Genomic DNA, 24,891 nt, shown 5'->3' with positions numbered 1-24,891 from the left:
GAAAGAATCGAAAGGGAGAACGCCATGGATCGACGCACTCTACTCTCGCTTGCAGCGGCTACTGCTCTTGGAGCCACCAGACGTGCGTCGGCTTCAGAGACGCCCGGTGTGACTTCGACCGAAATCAAGATCGGCAACACGGCGCCCTACAGCGGGCCTGCATCGGCGTTCGGCGTCATCGGCCAGGCGCTGAGCGCTTACTTCAAGCAAGTGAACGACAACGGTGGCATCTCGGGGCGGAAGATAAACTTCATCTCGCTCGACGATGCCTACAGTCCGCCCAAGACGGTCGAGCAAACACGGCGCCTCGTCGAGAGCGATGAGGTAGCGTTCATATTAAACGGTATCGGCAGTGCTCCGCAGTTGGCTGTTCAGCGATACATGAACCAACGAAAAGTCCCGCAGTTGTTCGTCGGCGCCGGAGTGGACAGATGGAGCCAACCGGAAGCACTTCCGTGGTCAGTTGGGTGGCAGCCTACTTTCCGTACCGAGGCATCGATCTACGCGCGGTATATCGATGCTGAGAGGCCGAGCGGAAGGGTTGCTATGCTGTATTCCTCGGAAGATGCCGGCAAGGATTACGTTGCTGGATTGAGGTCTGTATGGGGGAGCAACTTCGATAAGAAGGTCGCCCGTATGGCGACGTACGAATCGAGCGACCCCACAGTCGAGAGTCAGCTCGTCTCATTGCACGCCTCCGGCGCTGATGTTCTAGTGATCACGGCAACGCCCAAATTCGTGGCTCAGGCGATCAAAAAAATCTACGAACTGAACTGGAAGCCGTTGACGTTGATCACCAACACAGGGATTTCTGTTGCGGCCGTAATCAATCCTGTAGGACCCGAGAAAGCAGTAGGCATCGTTTCTACCGGCTATCTGAAAGACAACGGCGATCCCGCGTGGAACGATGACCCCGGCATGAACGCATTTCGCAGGTTCATGAAGCAATATATGCCGAACGCGGATTTAGGCGATTCGAACTATGTTTTCGCCTACAGCGTCGCCGAGACCGCGCTCCATGTTCTCAAGCAGTGCGACGGGAATTTTTCGCGTGAGAACATCCTGAAGCAGGCAACGAACATTCGCAATTTGACGCTCTCGTGCTTGCTTCCCGGCATTATGGTCAACACCGACCCGAACAATTTTCGTCCGATACGACAAATGCAACTTCAAAGGTGGACCGGTACGCATTGGGAGCGCTTCGGCGATCTAATCGACGGGTCGGCCACGTGAACACAACCGCAATTTTGCAATTGCGAGGAGATTTGCCGGTACGTCCGCCAACTGTCGCTCCGCCTCGAAAATCCCGCCTTCCCTCCCTCTCGAGACGTTAGGGAGTTTCCAACTCTCGGGTGCTGCGCGCTCGCAGAATGCCCCTCATCCATCTCGGTTTCTGTACAAGCAGCTCCCGATCCGACCAAAAGAGGAACATCAGTTATGACTAATCACGAAGCTTGGAAGATATACGAGAAATATCTAAGCGCATGGAATACAGCTTCGATCGAGCAGCGGTTGGAAATCGCCAACGAAGTCTTGAGTGAGACCATAGAGTATCAGACCGCTAGACATGATTTGTGCATCGGTCGATCGCAAGTTATTGAAGATATGGCCACGTTTCACGAGAGGTTCCCGGGTGGCCATTTTGAAATAGGCGGAGTCTCTTCGCACCATAATGTGGCTTTATTAACTTGGGTCATCATTCAGGCCGATGGCAAGGAGTTTGCTCGCGGAGGTGACCAAATCACTGTCGATCACAACGGAAATATTTCTAAAATTACTACCTTTGCCCCATCTGTAAAAGATCCGAACTAAGCTCTGAGAAATTTGAATACGGAGCTCACTGATGCTTGAGATTGGAGTGGCAGCAATTGCTGATATCGTGCTGCAGCCTCTGAAGCGTATCGACGTAACGCGAGGTGTTTGATGACCGCGCTGATCGAAAATAGGCGGCAGCGCGGCACTTCGAACGTCGTGTTTGTAGAGAGCGTCCCGTCAGCTGGGCCTTTCAAAAAGGCAACTATGGGATGATCGCGTCCTACAATAGCTCAATCGGCACCGTCTTCGGAGCGCAAATTCTGAGCTAACAATGACGCGAGCGGGATCCGCGCCAGCCGCTAGTCGAAATCAGTTGATTGCCCGACAATTTCAGGGCGCATTTGGAAAAAAATGATCAAATTCGCTTCTTTTAAGGTCAATTGCTGAGTAGGCATTTCAAAACGGATGAGCCCCTCTCTCAACGAGATCGTTTATTGAGGCACCCGCGGTCGACACGAGTTGCGTAGACCTAACGAGGGGGAGATTCTCAACCATTTTGGCGGCTTGAGCTCGCAGGATACGACGTGAGGCGGAGCTCTGGTCCGGCGGAACCAAAGCTATGCCGCCTTGGCAAAGCCATAGAGCGTCTCGGGATTGTTGATCAAGATTTGCTTCCAGGCTTCTGATCCCGCCCACTCCGCGACGAGATCGAACAGGAGAGCGTCGTTCGGTGCGCCAAAATTGCCCTTTGCCGGATGGGGCCAATCTGATCCCCATACAACACGCTCGGGAGCACTCTGGATATAGGCTTTGGCGACTTCACCGACGTCGGCGTAGGACGGCGGGCCGAACTTCGTGTCCTGGTACATGCTCGAGATCTTGACCCAGGCCTTTCCGTCGCGGAGCATCCGCATGATCATGGCAAACGCCGGATGGGTCTTTCCCTGCGGCTGCGGAATGCGTCCCAAATGATCGAATACGACCGACACGGGCAGATGTTCGAAGACCGCCGCATTGGCGACGATCGCATCTGCCGGCATGTGAACCTGCACGTGCCAGCCGAACGCCGCGACTCGATGTGCAAGCGGCTCGATCATCTCGACTGTGGTGGCGCCCGCGCGCGCAATATTGAAGCGGATCCCACGGATGCCGTGCTCGTGAAGCCGCTTCAGCTCGTCGTCTTTGACGCCGGTATCGACGACAGCAACACCGCGCGCGCTGTTGCCCAATTCGGCCAATGCATCGAGGGTGCAACTGTTGTCGGTGCCGTAGGTCGACGGTGTCACGATGACGCCGCGCGAGAGACCAAGCCGTTTTCGTAACTGAAGGTAATCCGCAACACGTGCATCGGGAGGTTTGATCGTGGCGCTCGCAGCAACGGGAAAGTCGCTGTTGTAAATATGGAGATGGCAATCGCACGCGCCGGCGGGTGGCCTGAGGACCGGCGAGCTCCCCGCGGAATGATCGGCCTTCCCATCCGCAGCATGCGCAGATCCACCAAGGAACGCGGAAACGGTGGCCGCGGCGCCCCCGCCAAGGACGGAGCGGCGCGTGATTTCGACATGATCCTTCATGAGCGGTTCTCCGATTAAGGTCGTTTGCGATTGCGCGCCTCTTGCTCGGCGGCCTTCATATCGGCCCAGCTCGTTGGTTCCCAAACACGCGCTTGAGCTCATCGATCTGTGTGGCATCGAGCTGTCGAATGGGCGCGCCACGAAGCAGGATGACCAGCTTGGCTGTCTCCTCGAGCTCCTCGGCCGCGTAAACGGCCGATCTCAGATCCTTCCCCGCAACGACGGGACCGTGGTTCGCGAGGAGAACGGCCGCAGAGCGGCCCTCGAGCGCACGGATGAGATCGCCGGCCCTCGGGTCTCCCGGACGGACATAAGGGACCAATCGTACTTGCCCTACGCGCATGACGACATAGGGCGTGATCGGAGGAATGCAGTCGTTCGGATCGGTCCCGGCGAGGCAAGATAGGGCAGTCGCAAAGGTGGAGTGAAGGTGAACCACCGCACCGGTACCAGGACGCGTCTCGTAGAACGCGCGGTGCAGAAAAATCTCCTTCGAGGGCGGATCGCCGGATATGTGCCGCCCCTGACGGTTGATTTTGGAGATGCGGCCGGGATCGAGGAATCCGAGACAGGAATTTGTCGGCGTGATCAGGAGGCCATCCTCAACCGTGACGCTGATGTTTCCGGCTGATCCGACCGAAAATCCGCGCGCGAAGAGCGAGCGCGAGAGAAGTGCAATCTCGTCCCGGAGGTGGGCCTCGGTCATGCCGACCTCCCCAGCTTGAGCAAGGCCTTGGCGAAAAAGTCCGGTGCACCGAAATTTCCCGACTTCAGGGCCAACGCCAGGGAACGCGGCCCGCGGGTCAACAGGACAGGGACACCGGGATCGATCTCCGGCCCGATCGTCAGCGCATCGAGGTCGAGCGCCGATACGACAGCACCGGACGTTTCACCGCCGGCCACCACCAGGCGGCGGATGCCACCCTTCACCAATCGACATGCGCTCTCGGCGAACAACTGCTCCAGGGCTTGCGCAACGTGCCCCCGACCATGACGCTGCTGGGCCCCTGCAACATCCTCTGGTCGGCCTGAGGAATAGACCAGAGGCGCCCGACCTTGATGTGCACGGATGAAGTCAACCACTTGCTGGGGTCCGGTGCGGCCCGCCAGCACCTCATCGACGCCCAGGTTTAAGCAGGGATGAGAGGCCGCGTGGACCTCGATCTGTTGTCGCGTTGCGCCCGAGCAGCTCCCGGCAAGGATCGCCTCCGGCCCGTCGACCCCTGCGAAATCAGCAGCGCCGCCGGTCGCCAGACCGTCCCGAAGAAAATTGGCCGGCAGCCCCAGCGCAATGCCGGAGCCTCCCGTAAGCAGCGTCGCATCGCGACAGGCCCGACCGATCGTGATCAAATCTGCATCGCTCAGCGCATCGACGATCACCAGTGTCTGGCCGAGGTCGGCGGCTTGCATAAGCGCGGCACGCAAAGGATCGACGCCGGCCTGAACGGTTGGCCACGTCACGAGCCCGACAGGTGTCTTGGATTGACGCCCGAGCCAGCGGCGGATGTCCGGGTCGGTCATCGGATTGAGCGGATGGCTCTCAAGTCCGGATTCGCTCAAGAGCCGATCGTTGACGAACAGATGTCCGCGATAGACCGTGCGCCCGACCGTCGGGAACGCGGGACAAGCGATCACGCCCTTGACGCCGAGCGCTTCGGCCAGGGCCTCCCCGACAGGGCCGATATTTCCGTCCGGCGTCGAATCGAAGGTCGAGCAGTATTTGAAGACGAACTGCCGACACCCTTGAGCCCGCAGCCAGGACAAGGCCGCCAGCGACTGCGCCACCGCCTCGCCCGCCGGAGTCGACCTGCTTTTGAGCGAGATAACGCCAGCTTCGACATCGGACGAGGCCGGCCTGTTCGGCAGACCGAGGAACTGAGTGGTTCGAAGGCCTCCCTGACCCGGGATTCCCTTGGCCAGGGTATTGGCGATGTCGCTCGCCCCGGTGAAATCGTCAGCGATGACTCCAAGCAGCATCTTCGCACTACGCGCCGACGATCAGGCGTCGCATTTTCTGTACCGCGGCGTCTGGACTGGTGAAGACTGGCGTCGCAGTCACCGCGCGCACCGCTGCGGCCGCACGCGAGGTCGAAAAATGGGCGAGCACGATAGCGTCAAACCCTTTCAGGCCGGCTGCGCTCTCAGCAACAAGCCGATTGTGGGTCTCCGCATCGCCAGCGCGAAGAGCGGCTATGGCGCCGTCTGCGACGACGGTGGTCAGGCGCGCGTTCTTGCCGAGGCGCTTCGTTTCCTCGGCAAATTCGGCCTCCATACCGTGCACGGCCGGGGCAAACGTGGCGATCATCGCAATATTGCTCCCCTTGCAGATCGACGCTTCGAACATGGCCTCATTCGGCTTCAGCACGGGCACGTCGAGGACCTTCGCGGCGTCCTCGATAGCGGTGCCGAACGCCGAGCAAGTGAATAGAATGCCATCGGCGCGGGTTCTTCGAGCGTAGCGGGCAAGCTCGACGATGCGTTCGGCGAGATCCGCAGAAAGCTCGGGCTCACGCGCCCGGTCCGGCGAAAGACTGTCCTCCAGGATGTTGATCGCCTCGGCCGCGGGCCAGTGAGCGCCAAAGGCCTGATGGATCGGCTCCATGGCGATCGGTGTGGCATGGATAAGTGCGATACGCGGATTCGATGACACAACGGTCTCCATTCAACTTCGAGGCTCTCTGGATGGCTTGCGCCGATTGCTAGCGGCGATTGCGCTCGCCAATTCGTGCACAAATTGCCGCGCTGACCTGCCTGGTGGTCGCCGTTCCGCCGACATCGCGGCTTCTCGTCTCCGGCCTTTCAAGCGTCGCGTCGACAGCGGCATCGATCTCGTTGGCTGCCTGGCCGTACTTGGTTGATCCGTTCTTCTCACCGAACCAGCGCAGCAGCATGGCTGCGGACAGCACCAAACTGACCGGATTGGCAATTCCCTGGCCTGCGATATCGGGAGCGGACCCGTGTCCTGCATTGGCCGCCGCATGGGTTTCTCCGACATTGAGAGCCGAAGCCAGCCCCACGCTACCCGCCAACGCATTCGCCAGATTGGAAAGGATGTCTCCGTACATGTTGCTTGTCAGAATCACGTCGAAGCCCTCGGGACGCGAATAGAGCTCGGCTGCCATGGCGTCGACATCCACCTCGCGCAACGTGACCCCGGGATGCCGTGCCGCGACGGCCTCGGTTTCACGCCAAAAGAGCCCATCGGTCACCTGCAGCACGTGACGTTTGCCGACGAACGTGACGTGACGCCGACGCTTCTCGGCAATCTCGAAGGCTCGTTCGGCAATGCGGCGCGACGCACGGGCCGTGATTAACCGCAGCGACATGGCGACGTCAGGGGTCGGCATGAACTCCCCATAGCCCTGATGCAGATTGCGATCGGCGTAAAAGCCCTCCGTGTTCTCCCGCACGATCACGCAGTCCAGATTTGGCTGCGCTTTCAGGACGCCCGGACGCGAACGTGCTGGCCTGATGTTCGCAAACAAATCGAAGTTCTTTCGGACGGTCCCCGGGACGTTCAGTCCACCCTCGGCACGCGGTGGGTAGGCGGTGATGCCCGCCGGGCCAAGCAGGATGCCGTCGGCCTCCCGCGCTCGCTCCAGCACGGTATCCGGCAGAGTCGTGCGGTGCTTTCGGTAGGCCGCCATCCCGACCTCATTCATTTCGAACGTCAAGCCGAGGCCGTAAGCCGCATCGGCCGCCTTCAGCACTGTCAAGGTCGCTTCGGTGATTTCCGGGCCGATATCGTCGCCGGGTAGCACGGCAATTCTCATGATCGCATCCTCATTGAGCGCTTCTTGTTGCAAGTGTGTCGAAATCAGCGTTGCTCGGAGAAGACGACGCAGGTCGGACTTCCCGTTCTGACCAGCTGCCCCGTCGGCGTGAGCGTCCCGGCCGCTTCGTCGACCCGGAATGCGACCACGGTGTCAGTCAGTTCATTCGCCGCGTAGAGCAGCTTGCCTGCCGGATCGAGGGTGAAGAATCGGGGACCGCCGCCTTGCGTGGGCTGCCAGCCGATCGGGCTCAAAAGCCCGGTCTTTTCGTCGACAGCATAGATCGCGATACTGTCGTGGCCGCGATTGGACATGTAGACGAATCTGCCCGACGGAGCGATCGCGATGCCTGCAGCGGTATTGTCGCCCGCAAAGGAAGACGGCGTTGCCGGCAGGATCTGCAACGGTTTCAGGGCACCCTGCTCGGCGTCGTAGGCGTAAGCCTCGATGGAGCTGTCAAGCTCGTTGGAGAGGTAGGCAAACCCTCTTGTCGGATGGAAGACGATGTGACGCGGTCCCGCACCCTGACGCGACTTTACCGTCGCGGTGTCTTTCGGAACGAGCTTTCCGGCAATCGGATCGAAAGCAAAGACGCAAACCTGGTCCCCGCCCTTGTCGGGCACGACAATGAAGCGCTGCGCCCGGTCATAGGTGACCATATGGGGATGTAGCGCGGTCTGCTGTGTCTTATGGGGGCCTGGCTGCCCCCGCAGCTGAACAAGATCATGCAGGCTCCCGAGTGAGCCATCCTCGCTGATGGGCAGGACGCCGACCGAACCAGTCGCGTAGTTCGCGATCATCATGAATGTGTTGGCGACATCCGGCGTGAGATACACCGGGTTCTTTCCACCGCAGTCCTGCGTGTTGATCAGCGACAGTGTTCCATCGACCTCGTCGACCTTCAATGCGCTCACGAACTGCGTATCGCCGTGGACGGCATAAAGAAACCTGCGCGTCCGGTCGAAGGCGAGATAGGAAGGGTTCTCGTGCGGCGTGCGCAGCAGCTGAATGTGCTTCCATTCGGCGGTCGCAGGATCAATGGCGTAGACGTTGACGCCATCGCCACGCGCATTCCGTTCCCTGGTCGTACGACAACCGGTGTAGGCGTAAGTCAACTTTGGCATCACTAGTCCTGCTGCCGAGAGCTTCTTCGCCCCCAAGGATTGTCTGGTGGCCGCGAGGTGCGCGCCGGCGGCAATGGCGCCAGTGACGATCGTCCGGCGGCTGAAGCGATTGCTCGTCATGCCCGGATCGTTCCGTCTGCCTGCAAGCCGGCTCCTTCACGCCTGTCTTCGATTGTCATTGGGCGCCGGGTCATCGTCAGCGTCGCGGTCGCGCCGGCGAGCAACAGAATTCCGGCGATAACAAAGGCCCAGTCATAGCTGCCGGTCCAGGCAATGGCATAGCCCGTCACGATCGGCGCGCATAAGCCGAAACTATTGCCGCCGACGACGAGGAAGCCCATGGCCTTTCCGACATCGCGCGGATTCGGCAACAGGTCGTTGAGCAGCGCCCAGTTGAGCGATGTCGTCGAAGAAATGCCGGCCAGCGAGATCGTGATCAGCAGCAGAATGATCCAGAGGTTCTCGACCAGCGGCGCGGCCAGGATGACAGAGGCAATCACCATCGCCGCTGCAATCAGGTAGCGACGGCGGCCGGTCGCCGTCCCACTATTGCGCAGGAATCGATCGCTGAAGCGGCCCATGGCGATGCAAAGCACGACGGCGACCGCGTAGGGCACAGCCGTGTAAAAGCCCGTGCTGAGGATGGTGAGATGCTTGGTGGTCTGTAGGTAGCTCGGGAGCCATGTCAGGAAAAGGTACTGCGAATACACGTTGCATCCCTGCGTCAACGCGAGGCCCCACAAGGTCGGCGTTCGCAGCAGCCGCAACAGACCTAAAGGCTCGGCATTGCGGTCCAGATCCTGAATCTTTGCGCCGCGCTCGGCGAGGATCTTGTCGCGCTCGGCTGTGCTCAGCCAGTTGACCTTTTCGGGACGGTCGAAGACGAGGACCCAAGCGATCAGCCACACGATGCCGATCGCGCCGGCAACGACGAAGAGCGCGCGCCAGCCATGGGCCTCGATGATTGCTCCGGCGCCGAGCGCGCATATTGCCGGCCCGGCATAGGAGCCGCTGTTGAAGATCGCGCTCAGGACGCCGCGTTCGCCTGCAGGGACCCATTGACGCACGACGCGCGCCCCTGCCGGATTGGCGGTCGCCTCGCCGGCGCCCATGACGAGGCGGGTCAGAAGCAGCGATGGATAGCTGAAGGCAAAGCCGGTCAGCACCGTTGCAGCAGACCAGACCGCGATTCCCCAACCTGCGATCGCTTTGGCACCAAAGCGATCGACGAGCATTCCCATCGGGATCAGGCAGATGGTGTAGGTCCACAAAAATGAGGAGAACAGGTAGCCCTTGGTAACACTGTCCAGGCCAAATTCTTTGGCAATCGGCCCGATTGCGAACGAGAGGGTGATCCGGTCGATGTAGTTAATCATGGCCAGCGAAAAGAGAAACAGCGCGATCCACCCGCGACGATATTGCATGCTCGATTTCCCTCCCGTTGCGCGGTTCTCATGACCGCTGCAGGGGAAATCGATACAAAGCAGCGCGCAGCGAGGGAATGTGCGTTTATGTGCTTTCAAAAGTCAGGAATTCTGAATTTGCCGCAACTAGCTCCAACGCTTCGTTCTAGCCAATGAGAGCTAACGCCGGTTGCGGGGCACGACTTTCCGATCCGCGAGTGCAGCGGTAGCCTCATTCACGAAGGCGCGGATCAACCATTCTCGCGGCGAGCTGCGCTGGGACAACAAGCCGATCTCGCGGCGGGGCGCGTTCGGAATACGAATCTTCCTGATCTTCAAGCCCTCCGGCCAGGGCGGAGGCCAGTCCGGAAGAATGGACACGCCGAGGCCACGATCGACCATCACCGCGATCGCCTCGAGTGAATCGAGCTCGTACTGTTCGTTGGGCTGGATCTTCATCTTGCGCAGATAGCGATCAACGACGCGTCCGCCCCAATGATTGCGATCTTGCCGGATGAACGGTTGCTTGCTCAGGATAGCGCGCGAGTCCCTGGCATCCATGTGCTCGGGCACCAGCATCACCAGGGGTTCTTCGCGCAGCAGGCGCCAGTCCAGCGTCTTTGGCAGCTTGAAATGCGGCTTGACGGCAATGGCGAGATCGAGCTCGCCGAGAACCAATCTCCTATAGAGGTCTGCGGACTGGCCTCGAACGATGTACACATCGATCCCCGGCCGATTTCGCTTCAGCGCGGAGAGCACATCAGGCAAGATCCCGGTCATCGCGGTGTTGAAGACGCCTACGGTAAGTCCGCCGACCTCGAGATCTCCTACCGCGATCGCATTGAGGTCGCGCGCCGCCTTCACGATCCGCGTTGCTTCGGCGAAAATGGCTGCGCCGGCGGCTGTCGGACGCATGGAGTGGCCGGCGCGATGAATGAGCTTGCACCCGATCTCGCTTTCGAGAGCGCGAACTCGCTGCACGACTGCCGACGGCGTGATGTTGAGTTTTCGGGCGGCCTCGGCAAGCGAGGACGTTTCGACGACCACGACGAAGGTCTGTAGAAAACGCGTTTCCATCAGCGGCCTTCTTGGGTTTCAGAACGGCAAGTGCTCTTGCAGGCCATACTCCGCAGCGACCCTTTTCAGATCGGCAAGAGTGTCGTCTGGAAGGAGCAAGCCTTCCTCTCTGTTCCTGGCTTCGTTGCGCGCTTCGATCTCGCCGGGATAGAAGACCTCGGAAAAGCCTTGGGCGAGGGGTACGGACTTGATCTGCGAGATCAGCTCCTCCATCCGCGCGTTGAACTCCGTCGGCGGTTGCATGGCCTCGATATTCAGCGCAATCATCAACTGCCCGGCCCGGCTGCGCCGTTCAGCCTGATAAGGCCCGGCGATCTCTGGTCCGAAGCCGCTGCCCGTGAGCACGCCGGACAGCATGTCCATCATCAGCGCAATCGCGTATCCTTTATGCTGCGCCATCGGGAGGATGATCCCTTCGATGGCTTCAGCGGGATCAGTCGTCGGTACGCCGGCAGCGTTGATCGCCCAGCCTTCCGGTATCGACAGGCCCTTCTGCTTTGCCAGATAGATCTTTCCGCGCGCGACCCCGGTGTTGGCGATGTCCAGCACCATGGGCGGGTGCGATCCAGCCGGACACGCCCATGACCAGGGATTGGTCCCGACCGTCTTCTTCCGCCCACCCCACGGCGCCATCGCCGGGCTCGCGTTTGTCGACAGGAAGGCGACGCATCCTTCGCGCGCTGCCATCAGCGTGAAGTAGAGCGCCGTACCGAAATGATTGGAGTTGCGGATGCCGACCGCAGCGATGCCGTGAGCCTTGGCGCGCCGAACGGCTTCCCGGGCCGCGTGCGCAGTCAGAACCTGGCCCATGCCGTCATGGCCATCGATCAGCGCAAGACCGCCGGCATCGACGACCAGCTCGGGCTTGGCCTTGGGGTCGCAAACGCCGGCTTTCAAACGCGCCGCGTACCATGACAGCCGCATCACGCCGTGCGACTGGTGTCCCCACAGGTCCGCCTGCACCAGTGTGTCAGCGCATAGATGCGCGTCTTCCTGCGACATCGCTGCGGCGACGTAGACGGCTGTCGCGAAGTTCAGCAGTCGAGTCGGATCGATCCTGGTGGCCGTGGACATCGGACAATTCTCCGTGCTTAGGTCTTCGCCGGCATTTGGAACGAAAATCCGAGCTTCCTTCCGAGATACGAAGCGCTGACTTCGCCTTTCGGCGCCGATACGGCGAACGGTATCGAGGCCGAGCCCGTAGAAATGATGCTTCCCTTCGGCAGGATCGTGTTCCGCTCGCGGGCGATCGCAACAAGATCGGCGAAAGCGCCGTAAGGATCGGTTGCATCGTCGCCCGCCGCCGCACGGGCCATTTGCTGACCATCGACCGACACCACGAGCGAAGACATCAGCTCCGGGATCTGGCCTTCGTCGATGCGTTCACCCACGATCAGCGCCTCGAAGCCGGAATCGTCAGCCGCGAAACTCGGCCAACCGACCGAACGGCGATCGACAAAGCGCGCCATGACCAGCTCGAACGTGACGCGCGTTTCCGCGATCGCGCTTCTCGGATCTCCGGAGAAGCTGGGATCGAGGTCCGTCCCGAGAACGAACGCAATCTCGAACTCGATCGTCACTGGCGCAGCGAACGACAGTCGGACAGCCGCGCCCGGCTCGTGCCGGCGTGACTCGAGCACACGCCCAGCGATCGACCGCCCGACGCCGGATTGCTGCTTCAGCCTGGCGCTGCCGACGCCCAGCTTCCAGCCAACCATGGGCACACCGAGCAGATCGATCAGGCGGTCCTGGATGTCGTAGCCCTGATCGATGTTCGCCGGCCTGACGTCGGGCGGCAATTCCGAGATCTGCTGCGAGCCATGCCAGACCTCCGCGAGCAGGCGCGCTGCGGGATTGGGATCAAATGAGGTCGTCATGGCGCCTCTCCCTGCGTCAGGAAGTCGAAGTCGCACCCGTCGGGCGCCTGCAGCACCGTGCGTCGGTACAGCGATTTGTAGCCGCGCTTGGGCGCGGGTGGCGGGCGATGGTCCTCAAGGCGGCGTCTGATCTCGGCGTCCTCGACCAGAAGATCGATCCGCTTGTTGGCAATCGACAGCCGGATACGATCACCGTTGCGCACGGCGGCGAGCGGCCCTCCGACCGCAGCCTCCGGCGCGACGTGCAGAACGATCGATCCGAAAGCCGTTCCGGACATGCGTGCGTCCGAAATCCGGACCATGTCCTTGACGCCGGCCTGAGCCAGCTTCTTCGGAATCGGCAAGTATCCGGCCTCCGGCATGCCCGCTGCGTGCGGGCCCGCATTCTGCAGGACCAGGATGTCATCGGGACGCACGTCCAGATCTGGATCATCGATGCGCTTGCTGAGATCTTCGAGGCTGGAAAACACCACCGCACGTCCCTCCGACTCGAACAAACCCGGCGTGGCGGCGGCGCGCTTGAAGATCGCGCCATCGGGGGCAAGGTTGCCGGTCAGCGCGACAAGGCCACCATCCTTCGACACCGGGTCGTTGAACGGCCTGATGACCGCAGGATTGACCCAGTCGAGCGGCTCTTCAAGCCGTTCAGCCAGCGTCCGCCCCTCGACGTCGATGGTGTCCAGATGAAGCAGCGGCTTCAATTCGCGCAGCAGGGCGCCCATGCCGCCTGCGGCGTGGAAGTCTTCCATGTAGCCTTCGCCGACCGGCTTCAGGTCGACCAAAACGGGAGTCTCGTCGGAGAGCTCGTTGAACCGCGAGAACGGGATCTTGATGCCCAACCTCCCGGCGATCGCGGTGAGGTGCACGACCGCGTTGGTCGAGCCGCCGACGGCCTGCAGCACGCGGAAGGCGTTTTCGACCGACTTCCGGGTGATGACATCGCGCGGCAAAATCTTGGTGCCGATCAGACGCACGGCGGCCTTGCCGGTCTCTTCCGCCGCAACCAGGCGGTCGGCGTGCACGGCCGGGATCGCGGCAGTGCCCGGCAAAGACATCCCCAGCGTCTCGGCGATGCAGGCCATGGTAGACGCAGTACCCATGACGGCACAGGTGCCTGATGTCACCGAGAGGCGGCCTTCAACCGTATTGATCTCGTCCTTGTCGACGGTCCCCGCGCGGTACTTGGCCCAGAAGCCACGGCAGTCCGTGCAGGCTCCCAGCCTCTGTCCCTTGTGTCGCCCCGTCATCATCGGCCCCGTGACGAGCTGGATCGCCGGCAGATTGGCTGAAGCTGCGCCCATCAGTTGCGCCGGCACCGTCTTGTCGCAGCCGCCGATCAGAACGACCGCGTCCATGGGCTGGGCACCGATCATCTCCTCGGTGTCCATCGCCATGAGGTTGCGATACATCATGCTCGTGGGGTTGAGGAACACCTCTCCGAGCGAGACCGTGGGAAACGGCCGCGGCAGTGCGCCCGCAGCAAGCATGCCGCGCGAGACCGCCTCGACCAGCTCCGGCATGTACCGATGACAATTGTTGTAGCCCGACGGGGTCATCGCAATGCCGACAATCGGCTTGGCGAGCATCTCGCGGGATAGTCCCATCGACCGCGCAAAGGAACGGCGCAGAAACCTGGCAAAATCCTTGTCGCCGTAATTGGTGAGTCCGTTGTCAATGCCGTGATTCGTCATCACTTCGCTCCCGACTGTGCCGACGCGCCTTCTCGACTTCGGTAGCCGACGCCGAGCAGCTCTTCGAAGACCGTGACCATCCCTCCCTTGTCCTTGTCGCCGTGTCCCTTCAGCAGCGCCATCTGGTAGGTCGCGGTCGCCGCGGCCAGGACCGGCATCGGGATCGAGAGATTGGCTCCCAGTTCGGCGCCGCTGATCAGATCCTTGTAGGCGTACTTCATCGGGTAGCCGTCGCCGAAATGTCCTTTGAGGATCCGGGGAATGAAGAACTCCGAGGCGTAGCTCCGGCCCGTCCCGCTATTGACGACTTCGCCGACCAGATCGGCATCGAGTCCCATCTTCTTCGACATCGGCAGGATTTCCGCGAGAGCTGCGGCATTGATGTCGAACAGAAGCTGATTGATCAGCTTCGTGAGTTGTCCGCTGCCGGGGCCACCCATATAGAGAATCCTGCTGCCGATCAGGTCCAGGAGCGGCTTCACCCTGTCGAACGCCGCACGATCGCCGCCGCACATCACCGTCAGGGTTCCGTCGATCGCTCGCGCCTCCATGCCGGAGATCGGCGCATCCAGGAACTTGACGCCGCGCGCTGCCAGCTTCTCGGCGACCGAACCTGTCGTCTTGTAGGTGATCGTGCTGAGGTCGACTACGATCTGGCCGGCTCGGGCGTAGGTCAAGAAGCCGCCCTCACCTGCGACGACGTCCTCGACTACCTTGTCGTTGGGCAAACAAAGAAAGAGGATGTCGGCATCGAAGATCGTCGCCTGCTCGGTGGACGTTGCCGCACCCTTGCTCTCGAATTCGGCGAACGATTTCGACGAACGGTCCGTGACCGCCAATTTCGTACCTGACTTCAGCAAATTCAGCGCGATCGGGCGTCCCATCTGCCCGAGGCCTGCAAAGCCTATCTTCATCCGTGGCTCCTTGTTCAATTCGGTGAATTCACGCTGTGTTGTCGTGCGCGCGCGAACGCGATGCAGGTCGGACTGCCCGTCTCGATCACGCGGCCTGTCGGCGAGAGAGCGCCGGTTTCGGCGTCGATCTTGAAGGTCACGATCGTGTCGGTCAGTTCGTTGGCGACGTGGAGCAGACTTCCGCTCGGATCGATCGTCATGAAGCGCGGCCCACGGCCGCCGCTCGAGATCCACCCGACCGGGGTCACACGTCCCGACGCGGCGTCGATCGAGAAGGCCCCGATCAGATCGCTGCCGCGGTTCGACACGTAGACGAAGCGGCCCGTGGGATCGACCTCCACCTCGGCGGAGGTATTGGCGCCCACGAAGGAGTCCGGCGTCGACGGGACGATCTGGATCGGCGTGATCACGCCCGTCGCGCGGTCGAAGCTGTTAACGCTGAGCGAGGAATCCAGCTCGTAGTTCACATAGACGAACGGCAGATTTGGATGAAACGAGGCGTGCCTCGGGCCTGCGCCGGGCCGGGTCGCAGCAAAGCCAGGCTCCGTGAGCTTCAGATTCGGCTTTGCGGGATCGAATTCGAGTGTGAAAACCCGATCGCCGCCCTTGTCAGGCACGACGAGGAAGCGGCCCGACGGATCGTAAACGATGTGATGCGGATGCGGGCCTGTCTGCTCGACCTTGTGCGGCCCTCCATTGCCCGGCAATTGCAGCAATTGCACCAGGGGCTCGAGGCCCCCATCGTGACGTAGCGGAAGCACCGCAGGCGAGGCCGTCGCATAGTTCGCCACGATCATGAAGCGGTTGGTTTGATCGGCGACCAGATGGACTGGATTCTTCCCTCCGGTCGACTGCTGATTGATCAGGGCCAGGGTCCCGTTGTCGCGGTCGATCCGGAAGGACGAGATCTCGCTGAAGTCGCCGTGCACCGCGTAGAGAAAGCGCTGTTCCCGATCGAGGGCCAGGAACGACGGGTTCACCAGATTTCCGACGAGCTGTACGTGAGTCCACGCACCGGTCGCGGGATCGACGCGATAGACGTTGACGCCCTCGCCCCTTGCTCCGCGCTCCCTGGTCGTCCGGCAGCCCGTGTAGGCGAACCGGGCAAAACGAGATTGGTCCGCCGCGTGCGCGGCCGCACCAAGAGACGTCGCCGTACCAACTATCGTCATCAGCAATGCTCCCCGCAGGATGTTGCGGCGTTCGAAATCGACCCTGTCCATGAGAAAACTCTAGGCTTCCGTCGCCAGCTTCCGCGGAGTGACCGCGGGAACTTCGGCGTCGTCCCCCAATGGGCGTCGCGTGAGCGTCAGGATGGAAGTGGCGCCGACGACGAGCAGCGCGCCTGCGATGACGAAGGCCCGGTCGTAGTTGCCGGTGCTTTCGACGACGTAGCCCGTCACGATCGGCGCCAGCAGGCCGAACACGTTACCGCCCACGACGAGGAAGCCCATCGCGACGCCGACGTCGCGCGGCATCTTGAGCAGGTCGTTGAGTAGAGCGAAGTTCAAAGACGTCGTTGACGCTACGCCTGTGAGTGAGATGGCGATCAAGCCCAGGATGAGCCAGACGTCCTTGACAAACGGAGCGAACAGGATGACCGCGGCCAGCAGCATCGCAAACGCGATCATGTAGCGTCGCTTGCCGCCGCCCACGTCGCCCTTAAGCAACCGGTCGCTGATCCGCCCGACGAAGATGCAGAGCACCACAGCCACCGCGTAGGGAATAGCGGCGTACAAGCCGGTCTTCGCGATCGTGAGCCCCTTGGTCGCCTGCAGGTAGCTCGGCATCCAGGTCAGGAAGAGATACTGCGAATAGACGTTGCATCCTTGGGTGAGAGCCAGGCCCCACAGCGTCGGCCCCTTGCGCAGAAGGCCGATGAGACCGACCTTGGGCGCCGATGCATCGAGATCGACCTTCTTCGCACCGCGTTCGGTGAGGATCTTCTGCCGCTCCTCATCGCCAAGCCAGGAAGCGTCCTCCGGACGCGCGAACCAGGTCAGCCAGCACGCGAGCCAGATGAATCCGATGCCGCCGGCGACGAAGAACAGCGCCGGCCAACCGAAGCTCGCGATGATGGGACCAGCGACGACCGCACAGACGGCCGGTCCGGCGTACGATCCGCTGTTGAAGATTGCGTTGGTCATGCCCCGTTCGGATGCGGGGATCCATTCCCGGATCACGCGGGCGCCGGCGGGATTGCTGGTGGCTTCGCCCGCCCCCATCACCAGGCGCGTAGCGAGCAAGGAGGAGAAGCTTCCGGCGATGCCGGTTGCCGCGGTGGCCGCCGACCAAAGCCCCAGTCCGAAGCCGGCGACCTTCTTGGCCCCGAACCTGTCGACGAGCATGCCCATCGGGATCAGGAAGACAGTGTAGGTCCACAGGAAGGACGAGAACAGGTAGCCGAGGGCGACCGGCGAGAGGCCGAACTCCTTGGCGATCGGAGAAGCCGCGAACGACAGGGTGACCCGGTCGATATAGTTGAGCATCGCCAACGAGAAGAGCATCAGCGCAATCCAAAACCGCTTCTTCTGCATCACTTCCTCCTTGACAGAAACGCGACCGACTTCGCTTTCAGCTTCACGTTCTTCTCCCTGTTTTTCTTTCTTTGCGGCGGATCCCGAAGCCGTAGCGCCGGGCCCGCCGAGGGTGCCTCCGAGCCCGGAGGCGTCGATTGCTATATCTCGCTAGATATGACAATGTCATTTGTCAACAGAAATGACAATCCCAGGAGACGGCCGTCAGACCGCGGCCCGGCAGACAGCCGGGCGGATCTTTGTTAGAGGCAGAGCTCGTCGGAGGTCCGGCATCGGATCGGACCGCGCAGCTCGTATTCGCAATGAAACAGTCGACTGATTTTTCTGAGAGGGCGATCGGGTCGCCCAACGCGCTCCATCGGGAGATCGCGCAGCGTATCCTGACGCACATTCGAATGGAGCACCTTCCGATTGGCGCGCACTTGACCGAGACCTCGCTCGCCCAGGTGGTCGGAACATCCCGCGGCCCCATCAGGGGTGCCTTGGGCTATCTCGCCTCGGCCGGATATCTCGAACGTCGGCCTCATCAGGGGTTCTTTCTGACGAGGACTGAGCCTCGTACGGGGAAAGCTGCGGATGCCTTGGCTGCCGCCGATACCGAACAGCTTTACCTGAAGCTCGCGGAAGATCGCTTGCGAGGAAAGCTCGCGGACTCAGTAACGGAGGCAGACCTGATGCGCCGCTACGACGTTCCGCGGCACACCCTCCGACGCATCCTGTCACGGATCGTCAACGAGGGCTGGATGCAGCGGCGTACCGGACATGGGTGGGCGTTTTTGCCGATGATCGATTCCGTCGAGGCCTATCGCGAGAGCTACGAACTCCGGCGCCTTCTGGAGCCTCAGGGACTGCGATCCGCTACCTTCAGGCTCAATAGCGCCGTCCTGTCAGAGCAACGCAAGCGCCAGGAATTTCTTCATAGCGCAGGTTACAAGACGCTCGGCCAGGTCGAGCTGTTCAAATCGAACAGCGACTTCCACGAGGCACTTGCCCTGATGTCAGGCAACAGGTTCTTGGCCCAGACCATCGCGCGGCAGAACGAATTGCGGCGCCTGATCGAGTACCGTCAGACGCTCGACCGGGATCGCGTATGGCGGCAAACCGGGGAACACCTGGCTATCATCGAAATGTTGGAAAAGGGCTCGCTCGAGCGTGCCGCCAAGCTTCTCGACAAGCATATAGGCGGAGCCTTGAAGGAGAAGGCTCGGCCGGAGCTCTTTGGTCCCTAGTGCCTGGACAATCGGATACTGGGGAGAGCTGTGGCGTAGAAATGGCGGAGAGAGTATCAGTCAATCCCTGTTGAAAGATAAGGCATTTTTGACTTTTGCGGATCAATACCACCGTTCGAACTACGGCCGAAAATGGGTTTCCGCCCGACAAACCTACGCATGAGCCGGCGCCGATTCTCTTGCTTCGATCGCCTTCACCACCGCGGTGTGATCCTGACCGCGGCCGAGCGTCTCGGCGGCTTCGCTCCAGAGCTGAATACACCGATCGGACGGCGATGCAGAGCAATCGAGTTCGCTCGCTATGGACTTCGCGTTGTTGAGATCCTTGACCATGAGATCGAGACCAAACCCGGAATCGAACTTTCGAGACAGCACGAACTGATGCATCTTCTTGAGCGACGAATTGCTCATGCCGGTCGATACGTTGAGAATATCGACCATGCGGACGGGATCCAGACCGGCTCGCTCGCCAATCTTTACCGCTTCAATCGTTGCGAGCAGTGTGCAGGCGGACACAAGGTTGTTCAGCGCTTTCATCGCCTGACCGCTCCCCACTGGCCCTGTCTCCAGCACCGCCGATCCCATCAACTCCAGCACCGGACTGGCCCGCTGGATGTGCGCGACCTCGCGACGGAAAATGCGACAGACGCGCGTTTTGGGAGCCGCGGATTGAACAGCTCAACTTTACTATACTGTATCCACCATGATGCGGATCGCGAGGTTGCGCGCCACCGTACTTCCGCATCGCCTCGAGCCCCGATATCAGTGCATCAATCCAATCCCTATGCTCTCGGTAAGCTTCGGCACCCTCTCCAAGATGAGCGCTCGCAACACCTTCGGCTGCCTCACAGATTTCCCTGTGGGGCGCTCTTGATGGATGTATTGGGATAACGGCGCCTCAACCGGCCGACGACTGCCTGATAAAGCCCGTGCCACCCCTTCGGCATGACCAACATGAGCACGATCAACAGTAGTCCGTAGGTGCCTCCGGCCAGCGCAGGGGACAGTTTTTCGGCGAGATTCGGCACGAGCACCATGAACGCGCCGCCGACAAAGGCGCCGGGCAGCCAGCCGACGCCGCCCACCACCAACCCAACCACGAAATAGACCGAGAGAAAAAACGAGAAGCTGTCGGGTGCGATATACTGGACGACAATCGCACTCAGCGTACCGCCGATGCCCGCATAGAAGGCGCTGAGTCCGAAGGCGAGTGTCTTGTAGTGCGCCACATCGATGCCCATAGGGCGGGCAGCGGTGACGTTGTCCCGGATTGCCGCCATCGCGCGGCCGGATCGACTTGAGATAAGATTCGCGGCTCCCAGATACATCAGCACCGCGGTGAACAGGACGAAGAGGTAGAGCCACTGATCCCGGCCGATCGGTAGGCCGAATGGCACCTCTGGAGGGAACACCATCATGCCCTGCACGCCGCCCGTCCAATGCTCCAGGAAGGAGAGCTTGAGGATGGGCGGAACCGAGACAGACAGCGCGAAACTCGCCAGCGCAAGATATACGCCATCGAGTCTCAGAGCAGGCAGACCAAACAGATAGCCGAACACGAAGCAAATCAGACCGGCGACAGGGATTGCTAAAAAATACGGGAGACCAACGGACTGCGTCAGAACGTGGAACATATAGGTGCCTACCGCGAAGAAGGCGCCGTGGCCGAGCGAAATCTGCCCGTTGATTCCAGTCAGAATGCTCAGGCCCATGATCGCGATGGTGTAGATCACGATGATCGTGGCCTGGAAAACGATGAAGTCCGGCGCCGCGAAGGGAAAGACGATCGCCGCCGCCGCAATAGCTGGGACACCAAAGAGACCTTGTATCGACATGTCAGAAGTCCGTTCTGTAAGCGTCGGTTTTCAGACGAAAGACCGTCAGACGCGCTGTAGGATGCGCTTGCCGAACAGGCCGTTCGGCTTCACCACCAGCACGCAGATGATGATGACAAGAACTATCGGCAGCTTGAGTTCGATGCCGATTACGGGGATGTAGGCCCCCGCGAGACTCTCGATCACGCCGACGACGAATCCGCCCACTACCGCACCTACCGGCGACGTCAGGCCACCCATCACCGCTCCGGCGAAGGCCGGCACGACGATGCCAAGCATCATGTTGGGATCCAGAAACACCAGCGGAGCGATCAGCAATCCCGCGATGGCGCCGACCGCCGCTGACAAGCCCCACCCCACCGCTGTGACGTGAGCGACGTTGATACCCACGAGCCTAGACGATTGCGGGTTCGAGGCGATGGCTCGCATGGCGAGGCCGATACGCGTCTTCTGGAAGAAGATGCTGAGCAGCAGGAGTATGACCAAGGTGACGGCGAGCATTCCGATCTCATGCGTTCCGATAAGGCCGCCGCCAAACGCGCCTTTTTCGCCGAAAGGGCTAGGAAATGACTTAACCGTGAAAGTCCAGATGAAACCCGTGCCGCTGTTGATGAGCAGGAATAGCCCTATAAACATGACGATGTGGGTCAGCACGGGTGCGCCGGCGATGCGCCGGAAGAGGAAGCGCTCCAGTAGGTATCCTCCCATGAATGACAGGGCGACCGAGACGCCAAGCGCCGCCCAGATCGGCAGGCCCCACGCGAGCGTTTGCCAGGCCGCGTACGCGGATAGCGTCGCCATTTCGCCTTGGGCGAAGTTGATGTGTCCGATTGCCTTGTAGATCATGACAACCGAAAGCGCGATGCAAGCATAGATGCCGCCGCTGGCAAGTCCGCTTAGGATGTATTTGATCAGGGTTTCCATGTCTGATCCTAATTTCCCATATACGACGCTAGCACAGCTTCGTTGTTCATCATTTGCTGGGCTGTGCCGCTCAGCACAATCTTGCCTGCTTCCAACACGTAGGCCGCATCGGCGAAATCCATCACCAGCGCGGCGTTCTGTTCGACGATGAGCAGGCTGATACGCTCCGCCTCGCGGATGGATTTCAGGAGGGAGAAAAGCTGCTCGATGATCAGCGGCGCGAGGCCGAAGGAGGGTTCGTCGAGCAGGAGCAGACGCGGTCGGCTCATCAGCGCGCGCGCCACCGCAAGCATCTGCTGTTCGCCGCCGGACAGCATGCCCGCCTGCTGCGCCTTTCTTTCTTCGAGGACCGGAAAATAATCGTACATGCGGCGGATGTCAGCGCGGAAACTGTCGTTCACAGGCCGAGCAATGCCGCCCAGTTGCAGGTTTTCCTCGGTTGTCAGCGTTGAGAACGTGCCCCGTCCCTCGGGCACCAGGGCGATGCCGCGCCGCAAGATATTCTCGGTCGGCTGCTGGCGTATCGTTTCCCCGCAATATTCTATCTCGCCGGTTGCCGGCACAAGGCCGCAGAGGCCCTTCAGGGTCGTGGTCTTGCCGGCACCGTTCGCGCCCAACAGGACGATGGTCTGTCCTTCATGCACATCGAGATCGATTCCGTGCAGGACCTGGGCATCGCGGTACGAGACACGGAGATTTCGTACCTTCAGGTCAGCCCCCATGGGTGGCACCTCCGAGATAGGCTTCGATGACACTCTTGTTGCGCCGGATTTCCTCGGGGCTTCCTTCGGCCAGCTTCCGGCCGAAATTCAGCACGTTGATACGATCGGATATCGACATGACGAGGCTCATGTGATGCTCGACTAGCAAGATGGTGATGCCCCGTTCGTCACATATGCGCCGGATAAGGTTGCCCAGTGAGTCCACCTCGGAGTGGGTCAAGCCGCCTGCGGGTTCGTCGAGCAGAAGCAGGTCGGGCTTCGAGGCGAGAGCGCGGGCGATCTCCACTATCTTCCTCAACCCCAGAGGCAAGGCGGAGATTACGGTGTCCGCTAGGCGATCGAGGCCGAAATAGGAGATGATTCGGTTGATCTCCACGTCCGACTCCCTTTGGGCCCGGCGGACATTCGGCAAGCCCAGTATGTCGCCGATGAAATTGGTCGCAGTCCGACAATGCGCACCGACGCGTATATTGTCTCTCACCGAAAGCTCGTGGAACGACGCTACATTCTGGAAAGTCCGGCAGATGCCTTTCCGGGCGATCCGGTGCGGCGCCTCATTGATCAGGTTGTCGCCGCGGAAGTGGATCTCCCCGGCGCTCGGTTTGTAAAGACCAGTCAGGCAATTGAAGAGGGTGGTTTTGCCCGCGCCGTTGGGACCGATCAGCCCGACGACCTGGTGCGCGCCAATGTCCATGCTGACGTCGTTCAACGCCTGTACGCCACCAAATCTGATGCCAAGCTTGCGGATCGACAGAAGACTGTCCAATGATGGCGTGCTCGGCAATTCGGTCGCGACGACCGGTGTCGGCATGTTCAGAATCCTCCCACGCACGGTTCTTTTTGTCGCCAACCGCGGAAGCGGCTTCTAGCAATTCGGGCGTTCCGGAAATGGTGGAGCGCGCTTAGCCTCTGGATATCGGCAAACCGGCAGAGGTGGCAAGAAAACGCCATGAAGCGGCGGCGATGGCGCCATCGCTTGGGGCGATGGCGCAGAAATTGATTGCACATCCCCCTTGTGCGACGTGTGAGGCAAGCTCGCTACGGGCACGTTGGCCAGTCACGTGAGCCTCAGACCATGAGTTATCCAGTGCTCAGAAAAATCGCGCGAAGGGAGGAAGAAGGAAACATGCAACACGGCTTCTTCAAATTTGTTGCGATCGCCACGGCGATCAATGCGGTCGTGGCCGTACACACGGCGCAGGCCGAAGACGCGCCGCGAGTGATCAAGCTTGGGCAGACCATGCCCTACAGCGGTCCGGCGTCCACCTATGGCGCGGTCGGACGCGCCGAGGCCGCTTATTTCAAGATGATCAACGACAAGGGCGGCATAAACGGCCGCAAGGTCGAGTTTCTCACCGTCGATGACGCGCTGTCGCCTGCCAAGACCGTCGAGCAGACCCGCCGTTTGGTGGAAGGCGAGAAGGTCGTTGCCCTGTTCGGCAGCTTGGGCACGGCGACCAACATCGCCGTCTCACAGTACCTCAATCAGAGGCGCGTGCCGCAGCTCTTCGTGGCCAGCGGCGCGGCGCGGTGGAACGATCCCGCCAATTTCCCCTACACGGTCGGCTGGCAGCCCAGCTACGTCACCGAGGGCGCCATATTCGCCAAGTATGTTCTGGAGAACGTAAAGGAACCCAAGATCGCCGTGCTCTATCAGAACGACGATTCCGGCAAAGACTATATAAAGGGCTTCCGTCAATATCTGGGCGACAAGGCTGACACGCTGATCGTCTCCGAGAAGAGCTACAACCTCACCGACGTCAACCTGGATACCCAGATTCTGGCGGCGCAACAGGCAGGCGCCAACGTCCAATTCACGCACGCCAACCCCAAATTCGCGGCCCAGGCGATCCAGAAGATGGATGATATCAACTGGCACCCGCAACACCTCCTGGCCAGCGTCGCCAATACGATCAGCGGCACGCTGAAACCTGCTGGCCTGGAGAGGTCGCAGGGAATCATCTCGACATTTTTCACCATGGACCCGGATAACGCGGACACGAGGAAGACCGAGGACTACAAGGAATATACTGCTTTTCTCAAAGCGTATGCGCCCGATCTGGACCCCAATGAAGGTTGGGTGGTCTACGGCTATGTCGCGGCCCAGGCGATGAGAGAGATTCTCATCCAGGCCGGTGACGACCTGACCCGCGACAACATCATGAAGCAGGCGCGAAACTTCGTCATCTCGCCCAAGATGGTGCTGCCCGGGATTGACGTCTCCACATCTGAGGAGAAGAGGAAATATGCCCCGATCACCGGCATGAAGCTCGCTCGCTTCAAAGGCGAGAGCTGGGTTTTGTTCGGCGACGTGATCGATGTCAGCAAGTAAGCCAGCGCCCGCGCGCCGACGACAGCGCAGACAGCCGGGAGAGGCCCGGATCGTGTGTCCAGGCCCCTTCCGCGACAGACCCCTTCGACTCGTGAACAGACGACATCTCACAGGCGATCCGATC

The 24,891-nt window shown here is 60.9% G+C and carries 23 protein-coding genes; 4 read left to right on the top strand and 19 right to left on the bottom strand.

From position 1 onward, the window contains the following. Positions 1 to 24: 24 nt before the first annotated feature. Positions 25 to 1,233, top strand: coding sequence for an ABC transporter substrate-binding protein (locus ACWAT4_RS08060; protein ID WP_449730272.1), 1,209 nt, complete (start codon positions 25 to 27; stop codon positions 1,231 to 1,233). Between the two features lie 204 nt (positions 1,234 to 1,437). Next, the gene (locus ACWAT4_RS08055) at positions 1,438 to 1,812 is read left to right on the top strand and encodes a nuclear transport factor 2 family protein (protein WP_449730271.1); all 375 of its coding nucleotides are present in this window, start codon (positions 1,438 to 1,440) and stop codon (positions 1,810 to 1,812) included. A gap of 560 nt (positions 1,813 to 2,372) precedes the next feature. On the opposite strand, the gene ACWAT4_RS08050 is transcribed toward ACWAT4_RS08055, so the two are convergent. The 14 genes from ACWAT4_RS08050 to ACWAT4_RS07985 form a co-directional block, all read right to left on the bottom strand. Continuing rightward, a complete protein-coding gene (locus ACWAT4_RS08050; RefSeq protein WP_449730270.1) occupies positions 2,373 to 3,329 on the bottom strand; it encodes an amidohydrolase family protein in 957 nt (318 codons plus the stop codon). Positions 3,330 to 3,384: 55 nt separating this feature from the next. Beyond that, the gene (gene otnC / locus ACWAT4_RS08045; RefSeq protein WP_449730269.1) at positions 3,385 to 4,035 is read right to left on the bottom strand and encodes a 3-oxo-tetronate 4-phosphate decarboxylase; all 651 of its coding nucleotides are present in this window, start codon (positions 4,033 to 4,035) and stop codon (positions 3,385 to 3,387) included. Continuing rightward, the gene (gene otnK, locus ACWAT4_RS08040) at positions 4,032 to 5,306 is read right to left on the bottom strand and encodes a 3-oxo-tetronate kinase (RefSeq protein ID WP_449730268.1); all 1,275 of its coding nucleotides are present in this window, start codon (positions 5,304 to 5,306) and stop codon (positions 4,032 to 4,034) included. The genes otnC and otnK overlap by 4 nt, the downstream gene beginning before the upstream one ends. Positions 5,307 to 5,313: 7 nt before the next feature. Beyond that, positions 5,314 to 5,979 carry an aspartate/glutamate racemase family protein gene (locus ACWAT4_RS08035; RefSeq protein ID WP_449730267.1) on the bottom strand — a complete coding sequence of 222 codons (666 nt, stop codon included), beginning with the start codon at positions 5,977 to 5,979 and terminating at the stop codon, positions 5,314 to 5,316. 49 nt (positions 5,980 to 6,028) lie between these two features. Further along, entirely contained in the window at positions 6,029 to 7,102 is a 1,074-nt protein-coding gene (locus ACWAT4_RS08030; RefSeq protein ID WP_449730266.1) for an isocitrate/isopropylmalate dehydrogenase family protein, read from the bottom strand. Positions 7,103 to 7,146: 44 nt separating this feature from the next. Further along, on the bottom strand, positions 7,147 to 8,346 hold the full coding sequence (locus ACWAT4_RS08025) for a lactonase family protein (RefSeq protein ID WP_449730265.1): 1,200 nt from the start codon (positions 8,344 to 8,346) through the stop codon (positions 7,147 to 7,149). Next, positions 8,343 to 9,650 carry an MFS transporter gene (locus ACWAT4_RS08020; protein ID WP_449730264.1) on the bottom strand — a complete coding sequence of 436 codons (1,308 nt, stop codon included), beginning with the start codon at positions 9,648 to 9,650 and terminating at the stop codon, positions 8,343 to 8,345. Before ACWAT4_RS08020 ends, ACWAT4_RS08025 begins: the two co-directional genes overlap by 4 nt. A 159-nt stretch (positions 9,651 to 9,809) precedes the next feature. Beyond that, positions 9,810 to 10,706, bottom strand: a complete 897-nt coding sequence (locus ACWAT4_RS08015; RefSeq protein WP_449730263.1) for a LysR family transcriptional regulator — start codon at positions 10,704 to 10,706, stop codon at positions 9,810 to 9,812. 18 nt (positions 10,707 to 10,724) lie between these two features. Next, the gene (locus ACWAT4_RS08010; protein WP_449730262.1) at positions 10,725 to 11,780 is read right to left on the bottom strand and encodes an Ldh family oxidoreductase; all 1,056 of its coding nucleotides are present in this window, start codon (positions 11,778 to 11,780) and stop codon (positions 10,725 to 10,727) included. Positions 11,781 to 11,797: 17 nt separating this feature from the next. After that, positions 11,798 to 12,583 (bottom strand): 2-keto-4-pentenoate hydratase, encoded by a 786-nt coding sequence (locus ACWAT4_RS08005; RefSeq protein ID WP_449730261.1) that lies wholly within the window; start codon positions 12,581 to 12,583, stop codon positions 11,798 to 11,800. Beyond that, entirely contained in the window at positions 12,580 to 14,274 is a 1,695-nt protein-coding gene (locus ACWAT4_RS08000; RefSeq protein WP_449730260.1) for an IlvD/Edd family dehydratase, read from the bottom strand. The genes ACWAT4_RS08005 and ACWAT4_RS08000 overlap by 4 nt, the downstream gene beginning before the upstream one ends. Beyond that, positions 14,274 to 15,188 carry an NAD(P)-dependent oxidoreductase gene (locus ACWAT4_RS07995; RefSeq protein WP_449730259.1) on the bottom strand — a complete coding sequence of 305 codons (915 nt, stop codon included), beginning with the start codon at positions 15,186 to 15,188 and terminating at the stop codon, positions 14,274 to 14,276. Before ACWAT4_RS07995 ends, ACWAT4_RS08000 begins: the two co-directional genes overlap by 1 nt. Before the next feature lie 14 nt (positions 15,189 to 15,202). Further along, entirely contained in the window at positions 15,203 to 16,411 is a 1,209-nt protein-coding gene (locus ACWAT4_RS07990; RefSeq protein ID WP_449730258.1) for a lactonase family protein, read from the bottom strand. 9 nt (positions 16,412 to 16,420) lie between these two features. Beyond that, positions 16,421 to 17,725 (bottom strand): MFS transporter, encoded by a 1,305-nt coding sequence (locus ACWAT4_RS07985; RefSeq protein ID WP_449730257.1) that lies wholly within the window; start codon positions 17,723 to 17,725, stop codon positions 16,421 to 16,423. A gap of 302 nt (positions 17,726 to 18,027) precedes the next feature. On the opposite strand from ACWAT4_RS07985, the gene ACWAT4_RS07980 reads away from it, so the two are divergent. Continuing rightward, complete coding sequence (locus ACWAT4_RS07980; protein ID WP_449730256.1) at positions 18,028 to 18,954, top strand: GntR family transcriptional regulator; 927 nt, start codon at positions 18,028 to 18,030, stop codon at positions 18,952 to 18,954. A gap of 153 nt (positions 18,955 to 19,107) precedes the next feature. Here ACWAT4_RS07980 and ACWAT4_RS07975 read toward each other — a convergent pair whose 3' ends face one another. From ACWAT4_RS07975 to ACWAT4_RS07955, 5 genes are all read right to left on the bottom strand, one after another. Beyond that, entirely contained in the window at positions 19,108 to 19,551 is a 444-nt protein-coding gene (locus ACWAT4_RS07975) for an NAD-binding protein (protein WP_449730255.1), read from the bottom strand. Positions 19,552 to 19,799: 248 nt separating this feature from the next. Next, on the bottom strand, positions 19,800 to 20,789 hold the full coding sequence (locus ACWAT4_RS07970) for a branched-chain amino acid ABC transporter permease (RefSeq protein WP_449730254.1): 990 nt from the start codon (positions 20,787 to 20,789) through the stop codon (positions 19,800 to 19,802). A 45-nt stretch (positions 20,790 to 20,834) separates the two neighbouring features. Next, on the bottom strand, positions 20,835 to 21,713 hold the full coding sequence (locus ACWAT4_RS07965) for a branched-chain amino acid ABC transporter permease (protein ID WP_449730253.1): 879 nt from the start codon (positions 21,711 to 21,713) through the stop codon (positions 20,835 to 20,837). Between the two features lie 8 nt (positions 21,714 to 21,721). Further along, positions 21,722 to 22,435, bottom strand: coding sequence for an ABC transporter ATP-binding protein (locus ACWAT4_RS07960; protein ID WP_449730252.1), 714 nt, complete (start codon positions 22,433 to 22,435; stop codon positions 21,722 to 21,724). Continuing rightward, complete coding sequence (locus tag ACWAT4_RS07955) at positions 22,425 to 23,246, bottom strand: ABC transporter ATP-binding protein (RefSeq protein WP_449730251.1); 822 nt, start codon at positions 23,244 to 23,246, stop codon at positions 22,425 to 22,427. The genes ACWAT4_RS07960 and ACWAT4_RS07955 overlap by 11 nt, the downstream gene beginning before the upstream one ends. 276 nt (positions 23,247 to 23,522) lie before the next feature. On the opposite strand from ACWAT4_RS07955, the gene ACWAT4_RS07950 reads away from it, so the two are divergent. Beyond that, positions 23,523 to 24,767, top strand: a complete 1,245-nt coding sequence (locus ACWAT4_RS07950) for an ABC transporter substrate-binding protein (protein WP_449730250.1) — start codon at positions 23,523 to 23,525, stop codon at positions 24,765 to 24,767. The last annotated feature ends 124 nt before the right edge of the window (positions 24,768 to 24,891 follow it).

The organism is Bradyrhizobium sp. T-1 (genome assembly GCF_053592855.1).
Note: the sequence above shows the minus strand (reverse complement) of the source record. Positions and strands in the feature narration are given on the sequence as shown.

What these genes read in the sequence shown, in the direction of transcription:
- ACWAT4_RS08060 (WP_449730272.1), top strand. Translation starts at nt 25, where the DNA reads ATGGATCGACGCACTCTACTCTCGCTTGCAGCGGCTACTGCTCTTGGA.
- ACWAT4_RS08055 (WP_449730271.1), top strand. Translation starts at nt 1,438, where the DNA reads ATGACTAATCACGAAGCTTGGAAGATATACGAGAAATATCTAAGCGCA.
- ACWAT4_RS08050 (WP_449730270.1), bottom strand. Translation starts at nt 3,329, where the DNA reads ATGAAGGATCATGTCGAAATCACGCGCCGCTCCGTCCTTGGCGGGGGC.
- otnC (WP_449730269.1), bottom strand. Translation starts at nt 4,035, where the DNA reads ATGACCGAGGCCCACCTCCGGGACGAGATTGCACTTCTCTCGCGCTCG.
- otnK (WP_449730268.1), bottom strand. Translation starts at nt 5,306, where the DNA reads ATGCTGCTTGGAGTCATCGCTGACGATTTCACCGGGGCGAGCGACATC.
- ACWAT4_RS08030 (WP_449730266.1), bottom strand. Translation starts at nt 7,102, where the DNA reads ATGAGAATTGCCGTGCTACCCGGCGACGATATCGGCCCGGAAATCACC.
- ACWAT4_RS08025 (WP_449730265.1), bottom strand. Translation starts at nt 8,346, where the DNA reads ATGACGAGCAATCGCTTCAGCCGCCGGACGATCGTCACTGGCGCCATT.
- ACWAT4_RS08020 (WP_449730264.1), bottom strand. Translation starts at nt 9,650, where the DNA reads ATGCAATATCGTCGCGGGTGGATCGCGCTGTTTCTCTTTTCGCTGGCC.
- ACWAT4_RS08015 (WP_449730263.1), bottom strand. Translation starts at nt 10,706, where the DNA reads ATGGAAACGCGTTTTCTACAGACCTTCGTCGTGGTCGTCGAAACGTCC.
- ACWAT4_RS08010 (WP_449730262.1), bottom strand. Translation starts at nt 11,780, where the DNA reads ATGTCCACGGCCACCAGGATCGATCCGACTCGACTGCTGAACTTCGCG.
- ACWAT4_RS08005 (WP_449730261.1), bottom strand. Translation starts at nt 12,583, where the DNA reads ATGACGACCTCATTTGATCCCAATCCCGCAGCGCGCCTGCTCGCGGAG.
- ACWAT4_RS08000 (WP_449730260.1), bottom strand. Translation starts at nt 14,274, where the DNA reads ATGACGAATCACGGCATTGACAACGGACTCACCAATTACGGCGACAAG.
- ACWAT4_RS07995 (WP_449730259.1), bottom strand. Translation starts at nt 15,188, where the DNA reads ATGAAGATAGGCTTTGCAGGCCTCGGGCAGATGGGACGCCCGATCGCG.
- ACWAT4_RS07990 (WP_449730258.1), bottom strand. Translation starts at nt 16,411, where the DNA reads ATGGACAGGGTCGATTTCGAACGCCGCAACATCCTGCGGGGAGCATTG.
- ACWAT4_RS07985 (WP_449730257.1), bottom strand. Translation starts at nt 17,725, where the DNA reads ATGCAGAAGAAGCGGTTTTGGATTGCGCTGATGCTCTTCTCGTTGGCG.
- ACWAT4_RS07980 (WP_449730256.1), top strand. Translation starts at nt 18,028, where the DNA reads ATGAAACAGTCGACTGATTTTTCTGAGAGGGCGATCGGGTCGCCCAAC.
- ACWAT4_RS07970 (WP_449730254.1), bottom strand. Translation starts at nt 20,789, where the DNA reads ATGTCGATACAAGGTCTCTTTGGTGTCCCAGCTATTGCGGCGGCGGCG.
- ACWAT4_RS07965 (WP_449730253.1), bottom strand. Translation starts at nt 21,713, where the DNA reads ATGGAAACCCTGATCAAATACATCCTAAGCGGACTTGCCAGCGGCGGC.
- ACWAT4_RS07960 (WP_449730252.1), bottom strand. Translation starts at nt 22,435, where the DNA reads ATGGGGGCTGACCTGAAGGTACGAAATCTCCGTGTCTCGTACCGCGAT.
- ACWAT4_RS07955 (WP_449730251.1), bottom strand. Translation starts at nt 23,246, where the DNA reads ATGCCGACACCGGTCGTCGCGACCGAATTGCCGAGCACGCCATCATTG.